Consider the following 23,495-nt stretch of genomic DNA (forward strand, 5'->3'; position numbering starts at 1 on the left):
CTAAGGGCAAGAGTATAGTATGGTTTCCTACGAAGACGTGAAGCAAAAGCCGAGGACATTGATGGCCATGACCAGTCTGAAGGCCTCCGAGTTTGAGGAACTCTTGGTTTCTTTTGCGGCGACAGGGGACGAAGAAACCGGCAGGAACCTGACTAAAGGAGGGCGTCCGCCGATTATCGCGAGCATGGCCGACCGGCTGCTGTTCATCCTGTTCTATCTGAAGACCTACCCTCTGCAAGAGGTCATCGCGCATCTGTTCGGCATGAGCCAACCCCGGGCCAACTTCACGATCCACCTGTTGAGCAGGGTGCTCAACAAGACACTTGACGCCCGCGGGCACAAGCCCGCCCGGCTCACCGAGGAGATGCTGTCCAGGCTGGAGCAGGAGACGCGGCAGGACTTGGGCATAGACGGGACGGAAAGGCGCATCAACCGCCCCGTCAACGACCTGGGGCAACGCATCCACTACAGCGGTAAAAAAAATGCCACACCGTGAAGAACAACCTTGTCGGCGGCCTGGAGGACAGGCAGGTCAAGTACTTGGGCTCGACCCATGAGGGCAAGAAGCACGACAAGAAGATCTGCGACGAAGAAGGGCCCCGGTTCCCCGACGGCGTCGAGCTGTATCGCGACAGCGGCTTCCAGGGACACGAACTGGCGAATGTCACAGTCCACCAGCCGAAGAAGAGGCCGCGCAACGGCCGGCTTTCGGCCGACGACCAGGAGGCTAACCGGCTCCACTCAAGCATCCGCGTGATCATCGAACACATCATCTCGGGAATCAAGCGGTGCCGCGTCGTCAAAGACGTGTTCAGGAACACCAAGGAAGGCTACGACGATGTCGTCATTGAATTGGCCTGCGGCCTGCACAATTACAGGAGCTACTGCCGAAACCAGAGTTATTGATAGCCGGCCTTTTCCTCTGTTCCGGTTATGAAAGGTGGTTTCCGATAATGTCTATTCAGAACTATTTCATGATCGAATCTGTCACCATCTCTGCTAGTTCTTGCGTGGCTTAGCCGCAGACTTGCCAAGGGTTATAACGCCTAACGTGGCGCTAAGCCGACCGCTGGAGCGTAGCGGAAGCGGGTCAGCTTGAGCGCCATGTTAGGCAAGATGGATTCAGTGAAATGATGGGTTACGCCGTCATTCATTTTACTAAGTTAAATCAGCCATCCCAACCACCAATCCGCAAGAAAAAGAATTGAGAACAGAACCATAATCCATCGCTCATTCTTAAGAAGACCACTTAGCGACCGAATAAATGGGTTTTGATAGCTAATAAAGCTTTCTTGTTCTTTCATCAGTACTTCTCCTTATAGTTCAACCCAGAGTAGGGCACCTCGAAAAACCTCCTTGGTCTGCGCGCGCCCGGTAAAATAGGACCTGTAGCCAATCAGTGTGTTGAGTCCCAGACATGACCAAACCGAAGATGCCAAAGTCTCCGAAGAGCGCGATCAAACCCGATCTGTTTGCGGCCGATTTGCGCAAGCAGAAGATCGACCGGATGGGCGATCCGCTGGTGGCCTTCGAGACCCACATCGACTTTGCGGCGCTTGCCGCGGACGTGGATCAGGCGGCGCCCCGACCGGTCAGCCCGCAAGGCGGTCGTCCGCCGTTTCCCACCGAAACGATGGTGCGCATCCTGTTTCTCAAGCGGGTCAACAATCTCTCGGACGAGCAGATGGAATACCAGTTGCTTGATCGGATGAGTTACCAGCGCTTCTGCGGGCTGATGGACTCGGCCAGCATCCCGGACCGCACCACGATGTGGACCTTCGAGAACCGCATCGGCGAGGTCGGCGCCCAGGCGCTGTTCGACGGCATCGAGCGGCAGTTGCTCAAGCATGGCTACATCGCCCGCGGGGGGCATATCATCGACGCCACCCTGGTGCCTGCGCCAAAGCAGCACTTCAGCAAGGACGATAAGGAGATGCTGAAGGAAGGCGCGATGCCGGCGGACTGGAGCCCGGCCAAGCGGCGGCAAAAAGACCTGGACGCCACCTGGACCAAGAAGCACGGCAAGAGCCACCACGGCTACAAGCTCTCCATCAACGTGGACAAGCGCTACAAGGTTATCCGCAAGATCGAGACCGGCACCGCCGCTACTCATGACAGCCAGCACTTTGAGGCGGTGTTGAACACTAGCAACACCAGCCGGGACGTCTATGCCGACAAGGGCTATCCGAGTGCGGAACGGGAAGCCCAGCTCCAGGAAGCGGGTTATCGCAACCACATCCAGCGCAAGGGCCAGCGCAACCATCCGCTGTCCGAACGGCAGAAACAACGTAATCAACGCATCGCCCGGGTCCGAGCACGGGTCGAGCATCCCTTCGCCGCCATCGCACAAATGGGCGGCAAGTTTATTCGCACCATCGGCCAGGCGAGGGCGAACTTTGCCATGACGATGATGGCGGCCAGCTATAACCTGAAGCGGCTGGTTTACCTGAAACAGGCGGGTGTCGTGGCCTTTTGAGGCCCACCCTCGCCCGAAAGGCCCCCAACGCGGGCGATTCGGGGAAAATGAAAAGTGAAATGGCGACAAGAGCGTGAGGGAGTCGGCTCGTGTGCCCGCCCGGTCAAAAAATTAGAGCCGGGTTTTCATCAAAATTCAGGGTTTTTCGAGGTGCCCACAAATCGTTCCAGGGGACTCCGCTTCGCTACGCCCCTGAACTCGGTCGTTAGCTACTACCGGGGAGATCGGAGTGTTGCGTTTGCTTGCAGTTGTACTGTTCTTCGCGTTTCTCACTGGTTGCGCTTCTAGCGGCCGCGTGACGCAGATGACAGATTCGAAGATTGTTGGAGAGCGAGTTGTTGCCTTGGACGCCCCGAGCGCCCCTTGGGTGATCGAGATACAGAACCATCTTAGGCAGAAGGGCTTCAAAGTCCTGCGCTGGAGTTCCACCACGCGCGTATCGGAACGCACATCTGCAACCCGAACGGAGTCCTACAATCAGGCAGAAGCGCGCTACGTTCTCGTCGTAGATGGGTTTGCTCCCTACGACTGGGCAAACCGGTGCTTCGGTGGCGGATTCAGATTTAGTCACATAAGCACTGACCTGGTCGATACGGCTACCAACGGGACTATCCTTAACGTCAACGGATCAGGCTACTCCGAGAACTGCCCGCCGATGAGCGGCACAATATTCTCCGATATAGCGAATGCTCTGGACGCGGTGTGGGCCAAGTAGCAGCTAACAAGTCAGTAAGCGTCCGCTGGAGGACAGTCTTTTCCTGATGCCGCCGAACAGTTAACCGTCAGGACCTTATACGTTGGCTGGTTTCCAGTTGTGGGGTAGCAGGCTGTCGATCTCCCTCTGCTTGGTGGTGGGTAAACGGGTCAGGACGTCTTTCAGGTAGGCCTCTGGGTTGAGGTCGAGTTCCTTGCAGGTTTGGATGAGGCTGAACACCGTGGCGGCGACCTGGCCGCCCTTGGGCGAGCCGAGGAACAGCCAGTTCTTGCGGCCGATGGTGAGGGGGCGGATCGCCCGCTCACTGCGGTTGTTGTCGATCTCCAGGCGACCGTCTTCGGTATAGCGCTCCAGCGCCGGCCAGTTCTTGAGGGCATAGCCGATGGCCTGGGCAGTGGGGGTCTTGGGCGCCAGCTGGCGCAGCCGGTCTTCGAGCCAGGCCTTGAACTCGGCCAGGATCGGCCGCGCCTGTTCCTGCCGTAGCTTTCGGGTGCCTTCGGCGTCGAGTTGCTGTTCCTTGGCCTCCCGTTCGATGGCGTAGAGCCGGCCGATGTACTCCAAGGCCTCATGGGCGCTGATGCGCTTGCCGTTCTCGGTCTGTCGGGCAATCTCGAAGAACTTGCGGCGCGCATGCGCCCAGCACGCCACTTCCAGGACCTTGCCTGCGGCGAAGATCTGGTCGTAACCGGCATAGGCGTCCGCCTGCAGGTAGCCGCTGTAGCCTTCCAGTTTGGCCTTGGGATGCTTGCCCGCCCGGGTTTCGGTGTGGTCATAGACGACGATGGGCGGCGAGTGGCCGGCGTATACCCAAAACCGGGTTTCCCGCGTCTTGCCGCGGTCCTGCACCGCCACAGTGGTGTCGTCCGAGAAGATCACCGGCTGTTGCTTGAGCAACGCCAGCATCCGCTCGACCAAGGGCTGCAGCTGCCAGCCGCTCTGGATGACCCAGTCGCACAACGTGGTGCGGGCAATGGGGACACCCTGGTGGGCAAAGATTTGCTCGATGCGGTACAGCGGCAGGTGATAGCCGTATTTGGCCATCAGCAGATGTGCCAGAAGACCCGGCAGAGGGATGCCCTGCTCGATGATTTGCGGCGGGGCCGGTACCGTGGTCAACTGCCCTTGGCACTTCGCGCAGGCGCACTTTTCCCGCCGCGTTTCCACGACCTTCAGTTGCGCCGGGACGTAATCCAAGCGTTCGGAGCTTTCGTAGCCGATCACCGGCCGTTCCTCACCGCAGGCAGGACACTGCCGGTCTTGTGCCGACAACGGCAATACCACGATCTCTCGCGGCAGATGCGCCGGCAGTGCGGTGCGCTTCGGTTGATTCTTGGCGGGCGATTGCACCACCACCGTCTTGAACGCCACCGGACTGGCGACGGGGGCGTCCTCGGGCACCTCATCCCACAGCGGCAGTTGGTCGATGTCGGGGAGGGTCGCCAGTCGCTCGGAACGGGCGCCGAACAGCAGCTTCTTCAGCTGCGCCAGGTCGAATTCCAGCCGTTCGATGCGCGCCTCGCGCTGGGCCAGGGTGGCCTTTAGAGTACGATTTTCTTCGGCGAGAGCGGCGGCATTCATGGCTGCCATTATACCCGGTGGACCACCCGAAAGCCCAGCTCTGATGCGGGTTTCAGGCACTTTCGACTCAGCCGACCCGACCCGCGCGAACCGCGCGGAAACGGGCCACCGTCAGGTCCACGCCTTCCAGCAACAGCAGCAGGTCCGAGCGCGAAATCGTCCCCTGAACCGGCTTGCGGAAGCGGCCTTTCTCCAGCCGCTTGTAGGCCAGCCAGAAACCGTGACGATCCCACCACAACAGCTTCACCTTGTCCCGGCCCCGGTTGAAAAACACGAACACCGCACCCGATAACGGCGAATACCCCAGACTGCTCTCCACCGCCAGCGCCAAACCATCGATGGACTTGCGCAAATCGACCGGCTCGGCCACCACATACACCGCCGCCGCACTCAGAATCGTCGCCAGCATCACGAGACCAATGCGGCCACCACCTGCTTCAACAACCCGGCATCGAACCCCGGTTTCACCTCGATGCGAACCCCGCCCACCGACAACCACAGACCACCGACTGCTGTCTCACCGCCATCTACCCGCATCAACGTCAGTGGCGCCACCACCGCTGGCTGCGCTACGCGTCGACGCCAGTAGATGAACGCCGCATAGCTGACCGCCTCGCGCGCACACCAAGCGCGCACCGACAACCCACTCCCTGCCTGTTGCTCCAGCAGGACCCGCCAATGCATCTCTCGTTCTTGTTTCGTCATCGCCATCTCCTCCTCTTCGGGAATATGGCGATACTGTGACTCAGGCGCTAATCGGTGGGAATTATGCGGACAGCCGGACGCTTACACAAGTCATTCAAGCCGATGCCGCTTCGCGGCACGGCTTAATTCTGGTGTTGGGCGTAACAAAGGAAAACAAGTTTGTACTTTTACGTTGATGAAAGCGGCCATACAGGCACAAACCTTTTTGACGAGAATCAACCGATTCTTTACTACGGTGTATTGTCTAGCAGGGTCAACATCGATGTATTAGCTGAGAACACATTAAGTTCGCTTAGAAAGCGACTTGGCGTAAAAAGGTTGCATGCAAATGAGTTAGGCAATGCTGGCATAGCGCAAATATCAACGGAAATATATAACCTACAAAAACGATACGATCTCAGATTTGATATCTACCGAGTGGCAAAAGCCGACCATGCATTAATAAGCTTTTTCGATCAAGTGTTTGATCAAGGTTTAAATCCAGCAATTACTTGGTCAGGATATTGGACACCAATGCGATATGTGCTTCTGTTAAAACTGGCATATTTGTTTGACGAGGAAACACTTAAAAAAGCATGGAGCGCAAGAATAGAGATTAATGATCAAAAAGCAGAATCTGGCTTAGTAGAAGTCTGCAATATAATTAAAGGCAGAGTTGGCGAATTGCCAGATGAAAGGTCAAGAACATTGATCTACGATACTCTAAATTGGGCTGACAATAACCCTGCCGAGATTTACTATAACGCTAAAAGAAAAAAAGACATGCTTTCTATAACGCCAAACCTAATTGGGTTTCAGTCCGTAATGCATGGAATAACGCTGCGTCTGCTAAAAAACGGCAAAAAAGCATCTCAGATTACAGTCGATCAACAGTCTCAATTCAATAAAGCACAAAAAACTTTGGCCGAATTTTACGCATCAGCGCGGGATGTACCGATGGTTACTGGCCCTGGTCTACCCGAAATTAGTTTTAAGGGCATGCCAACAATACCTATATCATTCAAAGCAGGTACTGAAAGCGCTGGTCTTGAGTTGGTTGATGTATATCTATGGATATTTAAACGTCTAATGGAAGAGAAAGAACTCGCTCCAAAAATATATCCAATCATACAAAAGCAAATGCATAAAAGCAGAACTGATGAAATTTCTATTCATGCCATAGCATCAAGGTGGCAAAAGTGGTTTGAAGATTTGCCTGAGCCAACAGAAGAGCAAATGAAAAAAGGAAGAGAACTCATGGCGCTCGATGAAAAGAGAAGGCTGGAAGGCATGACCGTGAGCGCCCAACAAGGCGTTCCAGCCGACGCCGAAAAGCGGCGCGGCTGAACTTTACCGTTAGGCCCCACGGCGCCCACGCATGTTCTCCGCACTCAAGACAGTCGTCTACATCCAAATCTCGCCCGAGCGACTCTCGCTCAAGAACCTCAAGACGGGTGAGCCCATTGCCGAGATTCCCTTGTTAGGCTTGAATATGCCAACATAAGGTCTCGCTTATATAAGCGTGTCTCCAATTTTTACTAGCTTGTTCTGTATACTTTCTATATCGTTCTTTATCTCATAGAAAACCGTAGTAAGTTGTTGTTTTAAAGTATCTGTCTCATCGGTTGACATTGATGACATTTCAATGTCTACGATGCTGGACTTAAGCTTCCCATACCTATCTTTTGATAGAGCAATTAACTTGTCTGCATCTTCCTTAAGTTCTGGAGCATAAAATCCAATTAACATCTTAATTTCTTCAAACGGCAATCTTTCTTTTATTCGGAATTGATCTGAGTACTTTCTATTATTAATGGACATACAATCTGATGCCCACTCCATTCTATAGCTACTTTCGAGTTTTGACAGAAGCTCATATACCTTCTCAATTTTTTCTAGCTTTCTCCGATTTTTATCTAGTGCTTTTTGATGATTAATCGTCAGAATTGTCGTGGCTAAAGTGATTACACCACCTATCACTGTTGCCGCTATTGTCTGCCAAAACTCCATAATTGTGCCCATGCCTAAATTTTAATTGCCTAACGCCGCCGCTCAGCCGACAGGCAAAAGCGGCCCACGAAGGCCAGATAGAAAACTGAAACCGCGCCGCTTTTGCCTGTCGGCTGGAGCGGCTTGTTCGGCGGAACTGACAAAGGAAAGAGCATGAGCGAACCAAAATATGTGTTTTTCGACCGCACAGAGAGCTTGATGGAAAGCATCCTCAAAGACGCCGCCACATTCGGATTCCTGCTGTTGTGCATCTACGTGAGCCGGGACAGCGCATGGTGGACGTTTGCGACCGGCACCATGGCGGTGCTGATGATAGGCACAAAGGCGCACCTGGCGAGCAATCGCGCTTTCAAATTCCGCACCACGGCAGAGATCAAGGCCTGGGCGGAGTCGCTGCCGGAATGACGCCGAACATAAAGTAGACCCCCTAAAAGGCGCCTTATCTTACGCCATTTGTGGGGTATAAACTGATTTCGCTTTCAGGAACCGCCCAAATTTCAAGGCCTTGCTATCTTTAGCGGGGTCGGTCGCCGTTGGTTTTATACACCTGCCCATTATGCCGAGCAAGCCGAAACTATTGGATCAAATGCGGGACAAAATCCGCGTCAAACATTACAGCCTGCGCACGGAAGACGCTTACGTCCATCGGATCAATCAGGGTCTTCAGATCGAACCCCCGACTTTCGAGGCAGCAGCCAAACAGGGCTTCCACCAGACGGCGATTGGCGTAGGCGCTGATGGCTTCCCGTTGGCGTGCGGCCGGACTGGCGATGAACAGGAAGGTGCTGTCTTCAGGCATGGCGCGGACAGGTAGGCGACGCAACCCCAGACTAGGCGCCGGCCCGCAGGATGTGGCGCTCACCCGGTAGCAACGAGGCGAACAGCGCGTCCAGGTGCATCATTCGGTTCTGGGCGTTGGACACGAGCGGATAAACGCTGCTCCAATCGCAAATGGTCGCTTTACGCGCAACCCTTCGGCCACAATGCGCCACACTTCGCAGAACGGCGGGGTACGCAAAATCTACTCTACTGCCTTGGATGAAACCTGAAAATCTACGCCTCCGCCCGAAACCCCTCCACCGATCTTGCCCCAACCCCCAAGTCCCGCCACTTCGCCGGATGGCAGGTGAATAGCAGAATCTGATGCCGCGTCGCGGCGTCGAACAGCACGCGTTTCATTTGCGCCAGCCGCTCCTCGTCGCTGTGGACGAGGGCGTCGTCGAGGATGAGGAGGGTGGGGCGGCCGGCGTCGCGCAAGAGGCCCGCGTAGGCGAGCCGGCTGATGATGCCCATCTGTTCGCGGGCGCCGAAGCTCAAGTGCTCGAATTCGCCCGGTTCCGATCCGTTCGATCCGATGCGCGTCAGCGAGCCGGGGGACAGGTTTTCGTCGATGTCGAGGCAGGCGCCGGGGAACAGGAGCTGGAGATAGCGGTTGAGGTGTTTTTGCAACGGCGCCTGAAGTCTTTGGGTCAAGGCGCGGCGCTTGTCGCGCATCAGTTTCAGCAGGTGGTCCAGCGCGTCGGCGCGGCGGCGCAGTTCCTGGACTCTGCGCTGGATCTGCGCGTGGTCGCGGGCGAGTTCCGCACGGCGCTCTTCCAGCCCTTGGGCACCGGCCGTCTGTAGCTCGACTTGCAGGCTCATCAGCTGGTCGCGGCGCACGTTGAAGCGCTTTTCGAGTTGCTCGGCGCTGAGGCGGAACCGCTCGACGTCCTGTTTCAGAATATCGGGTCGCGCTTCGGCCAATTGCCGGGTCAGCGCCTCGATAGTGGCGGCCAGGGCGGATTGCTCGGCACGGGCGTCGACCAGGTCCCGGTTCGCCGCGGCAACGCGTTCGGGCCGCTGCGGATCGTCGACTACGGCACGTGCGGCGGCGAGTTCCCGTGTCGCGGTTTCGAACGCGGTCTGCGCTTTGCCGGCGGCGAGCCGTGCGTCTTGCAGGCTGTCATTGATCCGCGCGAGCGATTGCCGGGCGACTTCCTCGGCGGCCTCCGCCTCGGCGGCGGCGGGGAGCGCCCCTGCGTGCCCGGTCTCGGGCGGAAGCTGGCTCAGGGCTTGTTCGATTTCCTGGACGCGGGCTTGCTGGACGGCCAGTTCGGTCCGCAGCGGCTCGATGCCCTTTGGGGCGAGCGCTTTCAGCGTCGCTTCCGCCGTTTTGATGTCGGCAAGCTGACGTGCATGGGTCTGGTGGCGGTCTTCGGCGGCTTCCAGCGAAGGCAAGCCGATCCGCTGCAGCAGGGTATCGTGTCTGTCGGCGAGGTCCTTGGCTTCAGCGCGAAGCTGGGACAGGTCCGCGCCGCCGGGTGAGATTTCGAGTTGCCCGAGGCCCGGCAGCGTGAGGCGGGTCGTTTCGAGCAGCAGTCTCTCGCCGGTGCCGGCGATCGGTTCGTCGCCGATACCGATGGTTCGACCCTGGTCGAGCATGAAGCGCAGCCGTGTCGCAGCCGTTTCGAGCCGGATTTGCGTTTCCCGAATCTGCCGCTGCTGCTCGCGCAGCTGCTCGAGATCCTTAAGCTTGATCTCGGTGACGGCGGCTTGCCGTTTCAACTCGACCAGGGCGGCCTGCTCCGTCTCGGCTCTTGCGAGTGCCTCGGCGGCGTTTTTCAGCTTCAGCCGGCCGCCGTCAAGCGCCCGCGTCAGGCTGAGCCGGGTATCCGCCTGGCGGGCAAGGCGCAGTGTCTCGCGGGCGGCTTCGTGGCGTTGTTCCGCTTCCCCGCGCTTCGACTGCCAGTCCTCGACGAGTGCGCTTGCTCCTTCCAGTCTTTGCCGGATGGATTCCAGTTCCGCCGTACGGGTTTCGAACTCTTTCTCCTGGCGAGCGAAGGTTTCCAGTTGGCCGTGCAGCAGCTTGATCCGTGCTTCCGTCTGGGTTGCGCGCAGTTTCTCGGCCGCCAGGGATTCTTCGACTTTTTTGATGGCGTTCAGTTTTTCGGCCGCTGCCCGTTCCTGTTCGCGAAAGCTCACCCAGGGCTTTTCGGCTTCGTCGGCGGCGTGTTCGCGGCGCAAGGAGGCGAGAGTATCGACCTTCTGGCGGTACGCGGCGATTTCGGAATCGAGTTCCGTAATGGATTTCGCAAGCGCAGTTTCCTGATCCATCGCTTCGGCATAGGCTCCGCGCGGCTTGCCCGCCGCCGGGGTCAGCAACTCGTTGCGCGCGGATTCGACGGTGGCCAGTACCGAATCGCCGCCGCTGCTGGCAACCTCGCCGAGCGATACGTTCAGCGCGATCCGCAAATGGTCGGTGGCGTTCAATACCGAATCGCGAAGATCGTGCGCGGAACCCTGCTGAATCCACAACAGGCCCGGGATGCCCCAGTGCTCGGAGCCGCTCGCGCCGCGGCCGGCGTATTTGAAGCCCAGGAGCTCGGCGAGATGGTCTTCGGCGTCCGTACTGTCCAGGCGCTGCGCGCCGATTTGGAGTTCGCAGCGCTTTTTTCCGAGAAATCTCTTGACCAGCCGGAAATGTTTATCGCCGATCGAGAACTCCAGTTCGACGGTGGGCGAGGCCGAGGCATCGCCCCAGGGGCGCAGATCCTCGACGCTGCCGGAGCGATGCCGCTCGAAGAACGCGGCGCGGATGGCCGAGACGATCGTGCTTTTGCCCGTTTCGTTCGGACCGGTGAAGAGATTGATTCCCGGTTCGAGATCCCTGATCTCGATCGGCTGCCGGAATTTCTTGAACTGTTCGATACGGACGCGGGAAAGCCTCACGGCGAACCTCCGGCTTTCGCGTGCTGCGAATCGAGGATGCCCGCCAAGAGGACAAGCGCTTCGCGGGCCACTTCGGCATCCGGGCCGTCCTGGCTGGCGCGAAGTTCGCCGATGACTTCGCCCAGATAGCCGTCGGCTTTCAAGGAATCGATGTCTTCCATGGTGGGTTCGAGACGCAGCTCGGATAGATCGGCCAGCAGGCTCCGGGCTTTGCCGCGGGCTTGCTCGACGGCCTCGCCGAGGCGACGGTAGCCGCCCAGATCGATTTGTCCGGAAAATTCGAGCTGCACGACATCCACCGGTCCGTAAGCCGAAATCCGCTGCAAGGCCAGCTCGACGTCGCTGGCTATCCGGAGCAACAGCGTTTCCGATTGCCACCGGTATTGTCCGGTCGCGACCGGTGTGACCGTCGGGGGAGCGCCCGATTCGGACATTTCAACCAATAGAGCCTGGCCGGATTCGTTGGCCCTGAAGCGATCGGTTTCCGGCGTGCCGCTATACCAGGTATGCGCATCGATCCGTTTCGTGCCGTGCCAATCGCCGAGCGCGAGGTAATCGAGGCGCGCTTGTTCGGCACGCCCGGCCGCAATCGGATTGGGCGAATCGATATCTTCCGCCAATATGCCCTGCACGCTGCCGTGGGCCAGCCCGATCCGCCGCATGCCGGTAGGCGTTTCGGCCGAGACGAACCATTCGGTGAGGTCGGTATGGGTATGGCGCTGGGTCAGCGGCGCGGGCAGCACGGCGATGCCGAGCGGTTCGAGCAGCAAGAGTTCCGGCTGCAGGCAGACGGTGACATGGGCGGGTATGGCCCTGAGCCTGGCCGCGCGGGTCCAGACGGACTCGGCCAGCGCGGCATCGTGGTTCCCCGGCAGTAAAACCCAGGGTCCTTCGAAACCCGCCATCGCATTGAACAGGCGATGGATGGTCTTGTCGGCGACGCCCTGCGCGTCGAACACATCCCCCGCGACCAATACGAGGTCGACTCGGTTCTCGCGCGCAATGTTCGCGAGCTTTTCGACCGTCTTGAATCGAGCTTCGGAGAGCAGAGCGGCGTCGTCCGGCTCGAATTGTCCGAACAACTTGCCGATCTGCCAGTCGGCGGTGTGCAGTAGCTTGGTCAAACAGGCGCCTCCTCTTGTAAGGGACCATTGACAATCGGTCCTTAGTTTATCGCGAATAACCGATTGACAAGCTCGGTTATCTTCAGTAAAAACCGCAAAAAACGCATGGAATTGTCAGGCCGGACTTACAACGGCCGGCGGAGGAGGACGCGGACATTCGCGGGAATAGCCGCATCATACTGTGCGTCAACGGTGCCGGAGCCATGCCCGCGAAATGCCCGAGAGGTGTTTCAATCCCGTGCCAGAGACTGATTCCGGCTGCTCGATCCCGCAATCCGTCGATCCACACGAACAAAAACATGAGGGGGAGTGGATGGTAAATACCGAAAGTTTTTACGATGTCATGCGCCGGCAGGGCATCAGTCGACGCAGTTTTTTGAAATACTGCGGACTGACTGCATCGGCGCTGGCCCTGGGACCGCAGTTCGTCGGCCAAATCGTCCATGCCATGGAAAACAAGCCGCGTACGCCGGTTCTGTGGATCCATGGCCTGGAATGCACCTGCTGTTCCGAATCCTTCATCCGTTCGGCGCACCCGCTGGCCAAGGACGTGGTGCTGTCGATGCTGTCTCTGGACTATGACGACACGCTGATGGTGTCGGCCGGCCATCAGGCGGAGGCGATCCTCGAAGAGACCATCAAGAAATACAAGGGGCGTTATATCCTCGCGGTGGAGGGCAATCCGCCGCTGAACGAGGACGGCATGTTCTGCATCATCGGCGGCAAGCCCTTCGTGGAACAGCTGCGCTACGCCGCCAAGGATTGTCTGGCGGTGATCGCCTGGGGCTCTTGCGCTTCCTGGGGCTGCGTCCAGGCCGCGAAACCCAACCCCACCCAAGCCACCCCGGTACACAAGGTCATCACCGACAAACCCGTGATCAAGGTTCCGGGCTGTCCCCCCATCGCCGAGGTGATGACCGCCGTCGTCACCTACATGTTGACCTTCGACAAACTTCCCGACCTGGATGCCCAGGGACGTCCCAAGATGTTCTACGGCCAGCGCATCCACGACAAATGCTACCGCCGCCCGCACTTCGACGCCGGACAGTTCGTCGAGACCTGGGACGACGAGGCCGCGCGCAAGGGTTACTGCCTGTACAAGATGGGCTGCAAGGGGCCGACCACGTACAACGCCTGCTCCACGGTGCGCTGGAACGGCGGCGTGTCGTTCCCGATCCAGTCGGGCCACGGCTGTATCGGCTGTTCCGAGGACGGCTTCTGGGACAAGGGACCGTTCTACGACCGCGTGACCGGTTTGAACGCCTTCGGCATCGAGTCGAATGCCGACACCGTCGGACTGATCGCCGCCGGGGCGGTCGGTACCGCGATTGCGGGTCATGCCGCCATCTCCGCCGGCAAGCATGCCAAAGGCAAAGAGTCCGAAAAAGATAAGAACGAGCGAGAACAAGTATGACGGTTACCCAAACGCCGAACGGCTTCAAGCTCGACGACAGCGGCAAGCGCATCGTCGTCGATCCGGTTACCCGCATCGAAGGCCATATGCGCTGCGAGGTCAATCTGGATGAAAGCAACGTAATTCGCAACGCGGTGTCCAGCGGCACCATGTGGCGCGGCCTGGAAGTGATTCTGAAGGGCCGGGACCCACGCGATGCCTGGGCTTTCACCGAGCGGATCTGCGGCGTCTGCACCGGCACCCATGCGCTGACGTCGGTGCGCGCGGTCGAGGACGCCCTGGGCATCACAATCCCTGAGAACGCCAACTCGATCCGCAACATCATGCAGCTGACCCTGCAGGCCCATGACCATCTGGTGCATTTCTACCATTTGCACGCGCTCGACTGGGTGGACGTGATCAGCGCGCTGAAAGCCGACCCGAAGGCAACCTCGGACCTCGCGCAGAGCATTTCGCCGTGGCCGAAGTCCTCGCCGGGCTATTTCCACGATATCGCGACGCGCCTCAAGAAGTTCGTCGAGAGCGGTCAGCTCGGACCGTTCGCCAACGGCTATTGGGGCAATCCGGCCTACAAGCTGCCGCCGGAAGCCAATCTGATGGCCGTCGCCCATTACCTGGAGGCGCTGGATTTCCAGAAGGAGCTGGTCAAGATCCACACCGTCTACGGCGGCAAGAACCCGCATCCGAACTGGCTGGTGGGCGGCGTGCCGTGCGCGATCAACGTGGACGGCGTCGGAGCGGTGGGGGCGATCAACATGGAACGCCTGAACCTGGTTTCCTCCATCATCGATCAAACCATCGAGTTCATCGAGCAGGTTTATCTGCCGGACTTGCAGGCCATCGCGTCTTTCTACAAGGATTGGCTCTACGGCGGCGGCCTGTCGTCCACGAATGTGCTGGCCTATGGCGATATCCCGGAAAAGGCCAACGATCCATCCGCCGATAATCTCCGTTTGCCGCGCGGAGCCATCATCAACGGCAATCTGAAGGAAATCCACGAAGTCGATCTCAGAGATCCGAGCCAGATACAGGAGTACGTGACGCATTCCTGGTATCGCTATCCGGATGACGAAATCGGTCTGCATCCCTTCGACGGCGTGACCGAGCCGAACTTCGTGCTCGGCCGCAGGACCAAAGGTACCCGCACCAACATCGAAAACCTGGACGAGAGCGCCAAATACTCCTGGATCAAGGCACCGCGCTGGCGCGGCCATGCCATGGAAGTCGGTCCTTTGGCGCGCTACATCGTCGGCTACGCGAAAGGGATGCCGGAGATCAAGGAGCCGGTCGACAAGTTGTTGCGCGATCTCGGGTTGCCCTTGGATGCGCTGTTTTCCACCTTGGGCCGTACCGCGGCCAGAGCCTTGGAAGCTCAGTATTGCGCCCGCCTGATGCGGCATTTCCAGGACAAGCTGATCGGCAACATCAAGGCCGGCGACTTGAGCACCGCCAACGTTGCCAAATGGGAGCCGAAAACCTGGCCCGCAGAGGCCCGTGGTGTCGGCACCACCGAGGCGCCGCGCGGGGCCTTGGGACATTGGGTGAAAGTCAAGGACGGCAAGATCGAAAATTATCAGTGCATCGTGCCGACCACTTGGAACGGTTCCCCGCGCGATCCGACCGGCAACATCGGCGCGTTCGAGGCCGCGTTGATGAACACCCGGGTCGAAAAAGCGGAAGAACCTTTGGAGATCCTGCGCACCCTGCACAGTTTCGATCCTTGTCTTGCTTGTTCGACCCATGTCATGGACCGGGACGGGCAGGAATTGACCCGAATCCGTGTTCGCTAGAACACATTTCGTTTTTTGTTTCGGGTCCGGAAGAGTCGGCAAGGAAAGCCGCAAGGCTCCCTCTCCCTTTGGGAGAGGGCAGGGGTGAGGGCGGTTTGAGGAGCTTACGAATGGTCAAGAAAGTAAAGCCGCAAGAGCTCCCTCTCCCTCTGGGAGAGGGTTGGGGTGAGGGCGGTTCGAACAGGGCTTTACTTTCTTTACACACAGTACGTTAAGGAAGCTCTGATGAAGTCTCCAATTGGGAGAAGCGACCTGTGCAACGGATTGACCTAACAGGCCATCACCCCACCCTCTCCCAGCGGGAGAGGGCTTATTCAGAGCTTACTGAAGAAACGACACCCGGATGGCGCGCTGATCCTGCGCGTCGCCGTCTTGAGCCGGGGGCGACAGAAGGCACTTCCCGATGCCTCTGTCGCCGCGCGCGATCCATCGCGCGCCCTTCGGGCTATTCCGGCTCAAGACGGCGATGCTCGGGCGCGCCATACAGGACAAGATAGAAAACCTCATACATTGGGCAAACTCATGCGTCTTAAATACGTAATTCTTTTGCTGATACAGTTCCTCTGTGCCGGCCAGTCCGTCGCGCATACCGGTTTTCACCCGGTGGAAGGATTCGCTAGCGGTTTCGCTCATCCCTTGACCGGCGCCGATCACCTTGCGGCGATGGTGTGCGTGGGCGTGTGGGCCGCGCTGGTGACCGTCGAGGCGGGGCGGTTGTGGCGATTGCCGGCGGCGTTCATGGTCGCCATGATGCTGGGCGGCGCGCTCGCGGCATTCGGCGTGGAGATCGCCGGGGCGGAGCCTGCCATTGCCGCATCGGTTCTGGCCCTGGGGCTGTTTGTCTTGGGTAAGGTTCGGCTTTCGGGAGCGCTCGCGGCCGTAATCGTCGGCCTGTTCGCCGTCGCTCATGGCTATGCCCATGGCCTCGAAATGGCTCAAGGCGCCGCGTTCTCGGCTTATGCGGCCGGATTCGTGATCGCCACGGGCTTGCTGCATTTCCTCGGGATCGTGCTGGGTCGTTGCCTGCTTCGAGTTCCCGGCCTCTATCGCGTCGCCGGCGGAGCCGTCGGCATGTTCGGCGTCTTGTTGCTCGTTCAGGCTTGGTGAGAGGGCTGCCATGTCCGCTATCGATTCGGTGCAAAACCCGGTTTATGTCTACGAACGGCCGGTGCGCCTGTGGCACTGGGTAAACGCGCTCGCCCTGGTCGTGCTCGCCGTTACCGGTTACTTGATCGCTTCGCCATGGAGTGTCCGGGGCGGTGAAGCCAGCGAGCACTATCTGATGGGCTATGTGCGCTTCACCCACTTCGCCGCCGGCTACGTGCTGGCCGTCGGTTTCATCGGCCGCGTCTATTGGGCGCTGGTCGGCAATCAGTACGCGCGCGAACTGTTCCTGCCCGCGGTGCATCGCGCCGACTGGTGGGACGGCCTGTGGCATGAAATCAAATGGTATCTGTTCCTGGTACGGGAGCCGCGCAAACACGCCGGCCATAACCCCCTTGCCAATATGGCCATGTTCCTGTTCTACGTGCTGGGCGCGCTGTTCATGATCGTGACCGGTTTCGCGCTGTACGGTGAAGGCCTGGGGCAGGGGAGCTGGGCCAGCCGCTGGTTCGGCTGGGTGATTCCGCTGTTCGGCCAGAGTCAGGATGTACATACCTGGCATCATGTGGGCATGTGGTACCTGGTCGTGTTCACCATGATCCACGTCTACGTCGTCGTCCGCGAACATCGGATGTCGCGGCAGTCGGTAGCGACGACCATGATCGACGGCTGGCGCAGCTTCCGGGACGATAGGCCATGAACCGGATTCTGATTCTCGGCATAGGCAACCTGCTGTGGGCCGACGAGGGCTTCGGGGTGCGCGTCGTGCAGGCTTTGCAACAGGGCTACGACTTTCCCGAATCGGTACGGCTGATGGACGGCGGCACTCAGGGATTGGCCTTGCTGCCCTACGTGCAGGAGGCCGACACCCTGATCATCGCCGATGCCGTGGATTTCAAATGCGATCCGGGAACGCTGCTGGAATTGCGCGACGCAGAGGTGCCGGCTTATCTGGGGGCAAAGAAGATGAGCCTGCACCAGGTTTCCTTCCAGGAAGTGCTGGCTCTGAGCGAACTGCTCGGCCATTCGCCCCGGCATATATACCTGGTGGGCGTTCAACCCTGCATTCTCGAGGATTACGGCGGAAGCCTGAGCGACACGGTCAAGGCCATGCTGGAACCGGCAATGGCGCGTATCCTGGCTTATCTTGCCGAGCTGGACGTCGCCGCCGAGAAGCGAACGCAGGGTGGGATGGAACCCGATCCCCTGGAAATAAAGGCATACGAATCGCAGCGTCCTTCGGCAGGGGAGGCCTGCCGAGTCGGCGACGAACGCTTTCTGGCCTTGCGGGGCGATTGAAATGTGTATAGGCATTCCCATGCAGGTGGTTCGAGCGGAGCCGTTCCAGGCCTGGTGCCAGGGCGCCGATGGAGAAGCCATGGTCGACATGCGCCTGGTCGGAGCGCAGCCGGAAGGCACTTGGGTGCTGGTATTCCTGGGCGCCGCCCGCGAGGTTCTCGAGGTTGAGCGAGCCGAACAGATTCAGGCGGCCTTGTCTGGGCTCCGGGATGCCATGAACGGGGTTTACGATCCCGCCGCGGCCTTCGCCGACCTGGTGGATCGCGAGCCGCAGCTCCCCGAGTTTTTGCGGGAATCCACATGAGTCTTTCCAACATCTTCGATCGGCTCGTGCGAAATCCGTCGGTTACCGCCGTGGATAGGGAGGGCCTGGCCGAATTTGCCGCGCGGCATCCGCAATGCCTGGTCGGTTTCTTTACCGATCCCAAGGCCCATCCGGAGAATACCGATCTCGCCGTGGTTCTCCCCGAGCTGCTGCGGGCGTTTCCGTCCTTGCGGGCGGCGGTCCTGAAACCCGAAGCCGTGGTCGCAACGGCCCGGGACTATGGCGTCGCGGTCTTTCCGGCGCTGGTATTCCTGGATGAGGGACAGGTATCCAAGATCATGGCGCGCATACAAGCCTGGGCCGATTACCATAGTCAGATACAGCAATGGCTGGAACCGAAAGCTTAACCCACATGCTCGTGCAGCACAGCCCGGTGGCGACCGAAAACGCCGCGCCGGTCACCCCTCACGACGATCCCGAATGCGGCTATCTGGCCATGCCGCAAGGCATGCAGAGCTTCACGATGCCCATGCCGGGGGAGATACCGGCCACTCGCGCCGGTATCGCCGCCTTGCGCCGATTATCCGAGTCCTTGTCGGCCCGCTTGAACGATCTCGACTCCGACCGCATGGCGCTCGATTCATACGACGAGGAAACCCGGCGCTTCCTCGATCAAGTGCTCGGCAACGGCGAAGTCAGCGCCTTGATCGATACCGACGATGTCCGCTGGGCGATCCGCGAGTCCGTGTTCATCGGGATTTGGCGGCTACGCGAATTCCGGGCCGGCGGGACGGTGCGGGACTATCTCGAAGTCGGCCCGGTTCCGTCGGTCTTGCGCGATGCCGGGACATGGAATGCCGCTGTCGATCGGCCCCGCTCCTTGCCGGACGGTCTCATGAACGCACCTTCGCTGCTGGCCGAAGTGTTCGCAAAATCCGACGCTTTCGAAGAGGGGCGGAGAGAGGTGCTGAACCTGTCCTTGCTGCCCATGACGGAACATGACCTGGCTTATCTGGTGGAAGCGCTGGGCCTGGCCGGCGTGTCCATATTGTCCAAGGGTTACGGCGACTGCCGCATCCGTCTGACCGGCCTGCCCAATGTATGGTGGGTACAGTATTTCAATGCCAGCGACCAAATGATCCTGAATACCCTGGAGATCACGCGGATTCCGCAGGCGGCGCAAGCTGCCCGGGAGGACTTCGAGGACTCGCTGCAGCGGATCGATGAACTGCTGACGATGCTGAGGGAAAGCTGATCATGAGCGACACAGCGCGTTTCGAATGCCGCGTCTGCTGGTACGTCTACGATCCCGAGGAAGGCGACGAGCAGGCGCAGATACAGCCCGGCACCGCCTTCTCGGAACTCCCGGAAAACTGGTGCTGTCCCCGTTGCGAAGGTATGAAATCCGGCTTTCTTCCGTGTTCGGAGGAGTAGCGGATTTTACAAATGGTCAAAAACGTAAAGCCGCAAGAGCTCCCTCTCCCTCTGGGAGAGGGTTGGGGTGAGGGCGATTCGAATGATACTTACAGGACTTACGCAGAAGTGCTTTCGGTTCCCTCTCCGTCTGGGAGAGGGTTAGGGTGAGGGGAATGAAATGAAGGAACTTCCTTTTTGATCCCCTCATCGCGACCTTCTCCCGGAGGGAGAAGGGACGAAATGCGTAAGTCCTGCCTTAGTTTTCTTTTCTCACCGGGCCGTAACAATGGGCAAAGCATCGCGTATCCGCCAACACACAAGCGCTCTCATGTTTTGGACACTTGACCAAAACCCAGCCGTGGCCTCGTGCCGGGACAACCGTTGAGCGCTACCGTCGGCACCGCGGAACTGCTGATTCGCTGCGGCATCTCCTCCGACACGATCGTGTCCGTGAACATCACGCCGAGGCCGCTCCTTCCGGTCGAGCGCCTGGCGCTGGGCAAACCGCCCGACGCGGTGCCCGCGCTGTTCGGGCGACTGTTTTCCCTCTGCCCGAAGGCACACGTCAATGCCGCGGCGACGGCACTGGAACGGGCGCTTGGTATTTCCGTATCGCCGAATCTGGCGCGGCTGCGGGACTCGCAGGCGAATGTGGAACGGATCCGCGAATTGAGTCTGAATCTGCTGCTGTCATCCGATGGGCGGATCTCCCCTTGGCCACCCCGTCTGATCGCCCTGTGTCGGCGTCTGATCGCGGCACTCGGAGGCGATGCCGTGCACTGGCCGACAGCGCCTTTCGAACCGGATGCCGCTGAATTACGTGCCGGGGCGACCGAACTCGAGACTCTGGTGAGTCATTTGCTGGGCGGCCTGTGGCCTATGCCGCAGCCAGACCTGGAGGCGGTCCGGGATTGGCTGGAGCACGATACCTGTGCGGCAGCGGCATGGATGCGACGCGCATTACAGCCCGGCTGGCCCGATTTCGGCCGCTGTTCCGTGAAAGGGCTTCCGATGTTCAGAGATGCGATGCTGGAAGCCGCATTGGGGCCGGGACCGGCGCGCGTGAAACCCGACTCCCCCGAATGGGCCGGTGAGCCGCGCGAGACCGGCTGCCCGGCCCGCCAAAGTTCCGATCGGCTGGTACGGGAGGCTTCCAAGATTTACGGGAACGGATTGTTCACCCGCATGCTGGCGAGGATCGTCGAATTGAAAGTCCTGGCGAGGTCGCTGATCCTGGAAATCGAACATCTCGGTCCGATCGGCGCCAATCCGTCGCCGCTACCTAGCCACGGCACCGGCGTGGCCCAGACGGAAGCGGCGCGCGGCCGGCTGATGCACCGCGTCGAGGTCGCCGGCGGTCTGGTCCGCGACTATCGCATCCTGTCGCCCACGGAGTGGAATTTTCATCCGAGCGGACTGGTGCACCGGGCGCTACTGGGGGCCACGGTCGGCGATGGGGAATCGGCCAGGGCTCGGATCGATGCTTTTCTGCATGTCGTCGACCCTTGCGTCGATTATCGATTGATTCTGGAACGGGCCGAGCGCCCCACGCCGTCCGCGGAGGGGTGACCGAATCCGCTCGAAGGAAACCTTGAACCTGAGCGTGTCGATCGCGCCTTTCGACGTTGCCCGGGCTCGATCCTTCGGCCGGTCGAGAACAGCGTCCGACCTGCTCGCCCTGAACTACGGAGATCAATGGCCGTTCGTCCCATGTCGGCCGAAGGATTCGGTAGAGAATGCGGCGGCTGACATGGCATTGCGGGCATTTCGGCGATTCGACTGCGGTTTTTGGGGTGAACGGTGCAGCCCTACTTGGCGCGCATCTTGCCGTTACCGTTTTGATCCGCTATGTTACGGCACTGTCGCGGGTGGTCTGTAAGCTCGGCGACGGTCTCGGGATTACGGCGGGGCGCGCTCGTCCACGCCGCCGGGAAACATCACCCGGAATTCTTCGGCGTTCGTCCGCCGCTTTCGCGGCATCTTTGCAATAGGGAGTCTTCGCAATCATGCAAACACAAAAACGTTCGATCGAAACAATCCGGTCCCGGTCCGCAAGACCGTCCTTCCAGGCGCTGACTCTTCTCGCCGCGATGGGGCTCGCTTCCAACGCTCACGCGGCAGTTCGTTACTCGATTACCGATCTGGGCGGGAGCCCTAGCTTTGCCTACGACATCAACAATGCCGGACAAGTGGTGGGATACTCCAAGACTACCAACGGACGTGGTTTCGTCACGGTGAACGGCGCGATGACCGATCTCGGGACGCTCGGCGGGGTCTCTACCGAGCCCTTCGGCATCAACGATGCCGGACAGGTGGTGGGCTCGTCCTACACTGCCAGCGGCGAGCCCGAGTATCATGCTTTCGTGACGGTGAACGGCGCGATGACCGATCTCGGCACGTTCGGCGGGCACATTAGCAGCGCCCACGACATCAACGATGCCGGACAGGTGGCGGGAGGATCCTATACGCCCAGCGGCGCGGCGCATGCTTTCGTCACGGTGAACGGCGTCATGACCGATCTCGGCACGCTCGGCGGGGACGATAGCTGGGCCTACGGCATCAACAATGCCGGGCAGGTGGTGGGAGACTCCAGGACCGCCAGCGGCGACAGGCATGCTTTCGTCACGGTGAACGGTGTGATGACCGATCTCGGCACGCTCGGTGGGGACGATAGCATAGCCTTGGACATCAACGATGCCGGACAAGTGGTGGGATGGTCCAACACTGTTGACGAAAGGCCCCATGCTTTCGTGACGGTGAACGGCGTGATGACCGATCTTGGGACGCTCGGCGGGAATCATAGCTACGCCTACGGTATCAACGATGCCGGACAAGTGGTGGGAAGATCTGAGACTGCCGGCCGCGAGTGGCATGCTTTCGTCACGGTGAACGGCGTGATGACCGATCTCAACGCGCTGCTCGACCCGACGGACGCCGCCGTCTGGACACTTACCGATGCAAACGCGATTAACGATGCCGGCCAAATCGCGGCCGACGGCAGGATCAACGGTCAGACCCATGCCCTCCTGCTTACCCCCGTACCAGTCCCACTCCCCGCCGCGGTCTGGCTGATGGGCAGCGCCCTGCTGGGTTTTGTCGGCCTGAGCCGCGGGAAGGGTTCGGCTTTGGCCCGAAGCTGATTGATGCGTTATTCCATTCGGCATTCGAGTGAACATTAATCGTAGGGTGGGTTAGCCCTTCGACGGAGGTCAGGACAGGCTCCGCGTAACCCACCGACCCTTCGACTTGGCTCAGGACAGGTCCGAGGTCGCTCGGTGGGTTACGGCCTCGCGGCCTAACCCACCCTACAAAAATGAATGCCTTATTGAAAGCGATTTGGAATTAATCCGTCGTCAACGCACCGCCTAGGGAAGGGCGGCGTCAATCTGGACATATGTCCCCCGCTCGATAAGACGGGCGAGCTCCGGAAAAAAAGACGAGCAACCTCTGTCTCAAGCGATGGCCGCTGTCAAAGCGGCCCTGTGCGAGTAGAATCTTTTCCCTATAAGTCGAAGGTTTTTTCAGGGCTTCGTTTTTTGCTTCATCAGGTTATTGTTTTCTCTTCTCTATGCACGAACTCTCCCTTTGCCAAGGCATCGTCGATATCCTGGAGACCGAAGCGGGCAAGCAGCACTTTGCGCGGGTGCGCAAGGTCAGATTGTTGGTCGGTCCTCTCGCGGGGGTCGATCGTGCAGCCTTGAGCTTCGGCTTCGAAGCGGTGAGCCGGGACACGATCGCCGAAGGAGCGGAACTGGAATTCATCGATACGCCGGGCCAGGCCTGGTGTTTTGCGTGCGATCGCACGGTGGAAATCGCGCACTATTACGACCCGTGTCCCGCATGCGGCGGGCATCGCCTGAAAGTGACCGGGGGCGAGGAATTCAGAATTTTCGATTTGGAGGTGGAATAAGC

General features: G+C 59.5%; 26 protein-coding genes. 18 read left to right on the plus strand and 8 right to left on the minus strand.

What is annotated here, in order from left to right; all coding sequences use genetic code 11:
* Positions 1-19 precede the first annotated feature (19 nt).
* Both sS8_RS04090 and sS8_RS04095 read left to right on the plus strand, forming a co-directional pair.
* On the plus strand, positions 20-496 hold the full coding sequence (locus sS8_RS04090) for a helix-turn-helix domain-containing protein (protein WP_119628460.1): 477 nt from the start codon (positions 20-22) through the stop codon (positions 494-496).
* A complete protein-coding gene (locus sS8_RS04095) occupies positions 493-906 on the plus strand; it encodes a transposase family protein (protein WP_119628459.1) in 414 nt (137 codons plus the stop codon). Before sS8_RS04090 ends, sS8_RS04095 begins: the two co-directional genes overlap by 4 nt.
* Before the next feature lie 257 nt (positions 907-1,163).
* On the opposite strand, the gene sS8_RS27920 is transcribed toward sS8_RS04095, so the two are convergent.
* Positions 1,164-1,304, minus strand: coding sequence for a hypothetical protein (locus tag sS8_RS27920; protein WP_170160946.1), 141 nt, complete (start codon positions 1,302-1,304; stop codon positions 1,164-1,166).
* A gap of 128 nt (positions 1,305-1,432) precedes the next feature.
* Here sS8_RS27920 and sS8_RS04100 point away from each other — a divergent pair, with 128 nt between their 5' ends.
* Complete coding sequence (locus sS8_RS04100) at positions 1,433-2,476, plus strand: IS5 family transposase (RefSeq protein ID WP_119632595.1); 1,044 nt, start codon at positions 1,433-1,435, stop codon at positions 2,474-2,476.
* 229 nt (positions 2,477-2,705) lie between these two features.
* Positions 2,706-3,191 carry a hypothetical protein gene (locus sS8_RS04105; RefSeq protein ID WP_145986405.1) on the plus strand — a complete coding sequence of 162 codons (486 nt, stop codon included), beginning with the start codon at positions 2,706-2,708 and terminating at the stop codon, positions 3,189-3,191.
* Between the two features lie 75 nt (positions 3,192-3,266).
* Here sS8_RS04105 and tnpC read toward each other — a convergent pair whose 3' ends face one another.
* From tnpC to tnpA, 3 genes are read right to left on the minus strand one after another with little or no spacing between them, the layout of a single operon-like run.
* The gene (tnpC, locus tag sS8_RS04110) at positions 3,267-4,778 is read right to left on the minus strand and encodes an IS66 family transposase (RefSeq protein ID WP_119627853.1); all 1,512 of its coding nucleotides are present in this window, start codon (positions 4,776-4,778) and stop codon (positions 3,267-3,269) included.
* A 58-nt stretch (positions 4,779-4,836) separates the two neighbouring features.
* Positions 4,837-5,178, minus strand: coding sequence for an IS66 family insertion sequence element accessory protein TnpB (gene tnpB / locus sS8_RS04115; RefSeq protein ID WP_119628541.1), 342 nt, complete (start codon positions 5,176-5,178; stop codon positions 4,837-4,839).
* A complete protein-coding gene (gene tnpA, locus sS8_RS04120) occupies positions 5,178-5,480 on the minus strand; it encodes an IS66 family insertion sequence element accessory protein TnpA (protein ID WP_119627851.1) in 303 nt (100 codons plus the stop codon). Before tnpA ends, tnpB begins: the two co-directional genes overlap by 1 nt.
* Before the next feature lie 153 nt (positions 5,481-5,633).
* Here tnpA and sS8_RS04125 point away from each other — a divergent pair, with 153 nt between their 5' ends.
* A complete protein-coding gene (locus tag sS8_RS04125; protein WP_119628542.1) occupies positions 5,634-6,800 on the plus strand; it encodes a DUF3800 domain-containing protein in 1,167 nt (388 codons plus the stop codon).
* Between the two features lie 165 nt (positions 6,801-6,965).
* On the opposite strand, the gene sS8_RS04130 is transcribed toward sS8_RS04125, so the two are convergent.
* The gene (locus sS8_RS04130; RefSeq protein ID WP_145986406.1) at positions 6,966-7,463 is read right to left on the minus strand and encodes a hypothetical protein; all 498 of its coding nucleotides are present in this window, start codon (positions 7,461-7,463) and stop codon (positions 6,966-6,968) included.
* Positions 7,464-7,616: 153 nt separating this feature from the next.
* Between sS8_RS04130 and sS8_RS04135 the strand changes: the two genes are divergently transcribed.
* On the plus strand, positions 7,617-7,868 hold the full coding sequence (locus sS8_RS04135; protein ID WP_145986345.1) for a hypothetical protein: 252 nt from the start codon (positions 7,617-7,619) through the stop codon (positions 7,866-7,868).
* 169 nt (positions 7,869-8,037) lie between these two features.
* Here the strand turns inward: sS8_RS04135 and sS8_RS27925 are convergent, their stop codons facing one another.
* The 3 genes from sS8_RS27925 to sS8_RS04150 form a co-directional block, all read right to left on the minus strand.
* Positions 8,038-8,262 carry a hypothetical protein gene (locus sS8_RS27925; RefSeq protein ID WP_170160947.1) on the minus strand — a complete coding sequence of 75 codons (225 nt, stop codon included), beginning with the start codon at positions 8,260-8,262 and terminating at the stop codon, positions 8,038-8,040.
* Between the two features lie 254 nt (positions 8,263-8,516).
* Entirely contained in the window at positions 8,517-11,171 is a 2,655-nt protein-coding gene (locus sS8_RS04145; RefSeq protein WP_119628544.1) for an AAA family ATPase, read from the minus strand.
* On the minus strand, positions 11,168-12,295 hold the full coding sequence (locus sS8_RS04150) for a metallophosphoesterase family protein (RefSeq protein WP_119628545.1): 1,128 nt from the start codon (positions 12,293-12,295) through the stop codon (positions 11,168-11,170). Before sS8_RS04150 ends, sS8_RS04145 begins: the two co-directional genes overlap by 4 nt.
* A gap of 313 nt (positions 12,296-12,608) precedes the next feature.
* On the opposite strand from sS8_RS04150, the gene sS8_RS04155 reads away from it, so the two are divergent.
* The 12 genes from sS8_RS04155 to hypA all read left to right on the plus strand — a co-directional run bounded on the left by sS8_RS04155 (position 12,609) and on the right by hypA (position 23,493).
* The gene (locus tag sS8_RS04155) at positions 12,609-13,709 is read left to right on the plus strand and encodes a hydrogenase small subunit (protein WP_119628546.1); all 1,101 of its coding nucleotides are present in this window, start codon (positions 12,609-12,611) and stop codon (positions 13,707-13,709) included.
* Positions 13,706-15,499, plus strand: coding sequence for a nickel-dependent hydrogenase large subunit (locus sS8_RS04160; protein ID WP_119628547.1), 1,794 nt, complete (start codon positions 13,706-13,708; stop codon positions 15,497-15,499). The genes sS8_RS04155 and sS8_RS04160 overlap by 4 nt, the downstream gene beginning before the upstream one ends.
* Before the next feature lie 522 nt (positions 15,500-16,021).
* Complete coding sequence (locus sS8_RS04165) at positions 16,022-16,606, plus strand: HupE/UreJ family protein (RefSeq protein WP_119628548.1); 585 nt, start codon at positions 16,022-16,024, stop codon at positions 16,604-16,606.
* A gap of 10 nt (positions 16,607-16,616) precedes the next feature.
* A complete protein-coding gene (gene cybH, locus sS8_RS04170; protein WP_119628549.1) occupies positions 16,617-17,303 on the plus strand; it encodes a Ni/Fe-hydrogenase, b-type cytochrome subunit in 687 nt (228 codons plus the stop codon).
* Positions 17,300-17,902: a HyaD/HybD family hydrogenase maturation endopeptidase gene (locus tag sS8_RS04175; protein WP_119628550.1), complete on the plus strand. Its 603-nt coding sequence runs from the start codon at positions 17,300-17,302 to the stop codon at positions 17,900-17,902. Before cybH ends, sS8_RS04175 begins: the two co-directional genes overlap by 4 nt.
* Before the next feature lies 1 nt (position 17,903).
* Positions 17,904-18,206, plus strand: coding sequence for a HypC/HybG/HupF family hydrogenase formation chaperone (locus sS8_RS04180; protein WP_119628551.1), 303 nt, complete (start codon positions 17,904-17,906; stop codon positions 18,204-18,206).
* Entirely contained in the window at positions 18,203-18,574 is a 372-nt protein-coding gene (locus sS8_RS04185; protein ID WP_119628552.1) for a thioredoxin domain-containing protein, read from the plus strand. The genes sS8_RS04180 and sS8_RS04185 overlap by 4 nt, the downstream gene beginning before the upstream one ends.
* On the plus strand, positions 18,553-19,422 hold the full coding sequence (locus sS8_RS04190) for a hydrogenase expression/formation protein (protein ID WP_119628553.1): 870 nt from the start codon (positions 18,553-18,555) through the stop codon (positions 19,420-19,422). Before sS8_RS04185 ends, sS8_RS04190 begins: the two co-directional genes overlap by 22 nt.
* 2 nt (positions 19,423-19,424) lie before the next feature.
* On the plus strand, positions 19,425-19,601 hold the full coding sequence (locus sS8_RS04195) for a rubredoxin (protein WP_119628554.1): 177 nt from the start codon (positions 19,425-19,427) through the stop codon (positions 19,599-19,601).
* A 363-nt stretch (positions 19,602-19,964) separates the two neighbouring features.
* Entirely contained in the window at positions 19,965-21,152 is a 1,188-nt protein-coding gene (locus sS8_RS04200; protein ID WP_145986407.1) for a nickel-dependent hydrogenase large subunit, read from the plus strand.
* Positions 21,153-21,589: 437 nt separating this feature from the next.
* Complete coding sequence (locus tag sS8_RS04205; protein WP_119628556.1) at positions 21,590-22,723, plus strand: DUF3466 family protein; 1,134 nt, start codon at positions 21,590-21,592, stop codon at positions 22,721-22,723.
* Between the two features lie 428 nt (positions 22,724-23,151).
* A complete protein-coding gene (gene hypA / locus sS8_RS04210) occupies positions 23,152-23,493 on the plus strand; it encodes a hydrogenase maturation nickel metallochaperone HypA (RefSeq protein ID WP_119628557.1) in 342 nt (113 codons plus the stop codon).
* Positions 23,494-23,495 lie beyond the last annotated feature (2 nt).

The sequence above is a fragment of the Methylocaldum marinum genome, from assembly GCF_003584645.1.
GTDB lineage: Bacteria > Pseudomonadota > Gammaproteobacteria > Methylococcales > Methylococcaceae > Methylocaldum > Methylocaldum marinum.

Excerpts from the sequence above, each read along its gene's own strand:
- sS8_RS04135 (WP_145986345.1), top strand. The coding sequence starts at position 7,617 with ATGAGCGAACCAAAATATGTGTTTTTCGACCGCACAGAGAGCTTGATG.
- sS8_RS04155 (WP_119628546.1), top strand. The coding sequence starts at position 12,609 with ATGGTAAATACCGAAAGTTTTTACGATGTCATGCGCCGGCAGGGCATC.
- sS8_RS04205 (WP_119628556.1), top strand. The coding sequence starts at position 21,590 with ATGCAAACACAAAAACGTTCGATCGAAACAATCCGGTCCCGGTCCGCA.
- sS8_RS04100 (WP_119632595.1), top strand. The coding sequence starts at position 1,433 with ATGCCAAAGTCTCCGAAGAGCGCGATCAAACCCGATCTGTTTGCGGCC.
- sS8_RS04195 (WP_119628554.1), top strand. The coding sequence starts at position 19,425 with ATGAGCGACACAGCGCGTTTCGAATGCCGCGTCTGCTGGTACGTCTAC.
- sS8_RS04175 (WP_119628550.1), top strand. The coding sequence starts at position 17,300 with ATGAACCGGATTCTGATTCTCGGCATAGGCAACCTGCTGTGGGCCGAC.
- tnpC (WP_119627853.1), bottom strand. The coding sequence starts at position 4,778 with ATGGCAGCCATGAATGCCGCCGCTCTCGCCGAAGAAAATCGTACTCTA.
- sS8_RS04180 (WP_119628551.1), top strand. The coding sequence starts at position 17,904 with ATGTGTATAGGCATTCCCATGCAGGTGGTTCGAGCGGAGCCGTTCCAG.
- sS8_RS04185 (WP_119628552.1), top strand. The coding sequence starts at position 18,203 with ATGAGTCTTTCCAACATCTTCGATCGGCTCGTGCGAAATCCGTCGGTT.
- sS8_RS04130 (WP_145986406.1), bottom strand. The coding sequence starts at position 7,463 with ATGGAGTTTTGGCAGACAATAGCGGCAACAGTGATAGGTGGTGTAATC.
- sS8_RS27925 (WP_170160947.1), bottom strand. The coding sequence starts at position 8,262 with ATGCCTGAAGACAGCACCTTCCTGTTCATCGCCAGTCCGGCCGCACGC.
- hypA (WP_119628557.1), top strand. The coding sequence starts at position 23,152 with ATGCACGAACTCTCCCTTTGCCAAGGCATCGTCGATATCCTGGAGACC.
- sS8_RS27920 (WP_170160946.1), bottom strand. The coding sequence starts at position 1,304 with ATGAAAGAACAAGAAAGCTTTATTAGCTATCAAAACCCATTTATTCGG.
- sS8_RS04090 (WP_119628460.1), top strand. The coding sequence starts at position 20 with ATGGTTTCCTACGAAGACGTGAAGCAAAAGCCGAGGACATTGATGGCC.
- cybH (WP_119628549.1), top strand. The coding sequence starts at position 16,617 with ATGTCCGCTATCGATTCGGTGCAAAACCCGGTTTATGTCTACGAACGG.
- sS8_RS04165 (WP_119628548.1), top strand. The coding sequence starts at position 16,022 with ATGCGTCTTAAATACGTAATTCTTTTGCTGATACAGTTCCTCTGTGCC.
- tnpA (WP_119627851.1), bottom strand. The coding sequence starts at position 5,480 with ATGGCGATGACGAAACAAGAACGAGAGATGCATTGGCGGGTCCTGCTG.
- sS8_RS04160 (WP_119628547.1), top strand. The coding sequence starts at position 13,706 with ATGACGGTTACCCAAACGCCGAACGGCTTCAAGCTCGACGACAGCGGC.
- sS8_RS04190 (WP_119628553.1), top strand. The coding sequence starts at position 18,553 with ATGGCTGGAACCGAAAGCTTAACCCACATGCTCGTGCAGCACAGCCCG.
- tnpB (WP_119628541.1), bottom strand. The coding sequence starts at position 5,178 with ATGCTGGCGACGATTCTGAGTGCGGCGGCGGTGTATGTGGTGGCCGAG.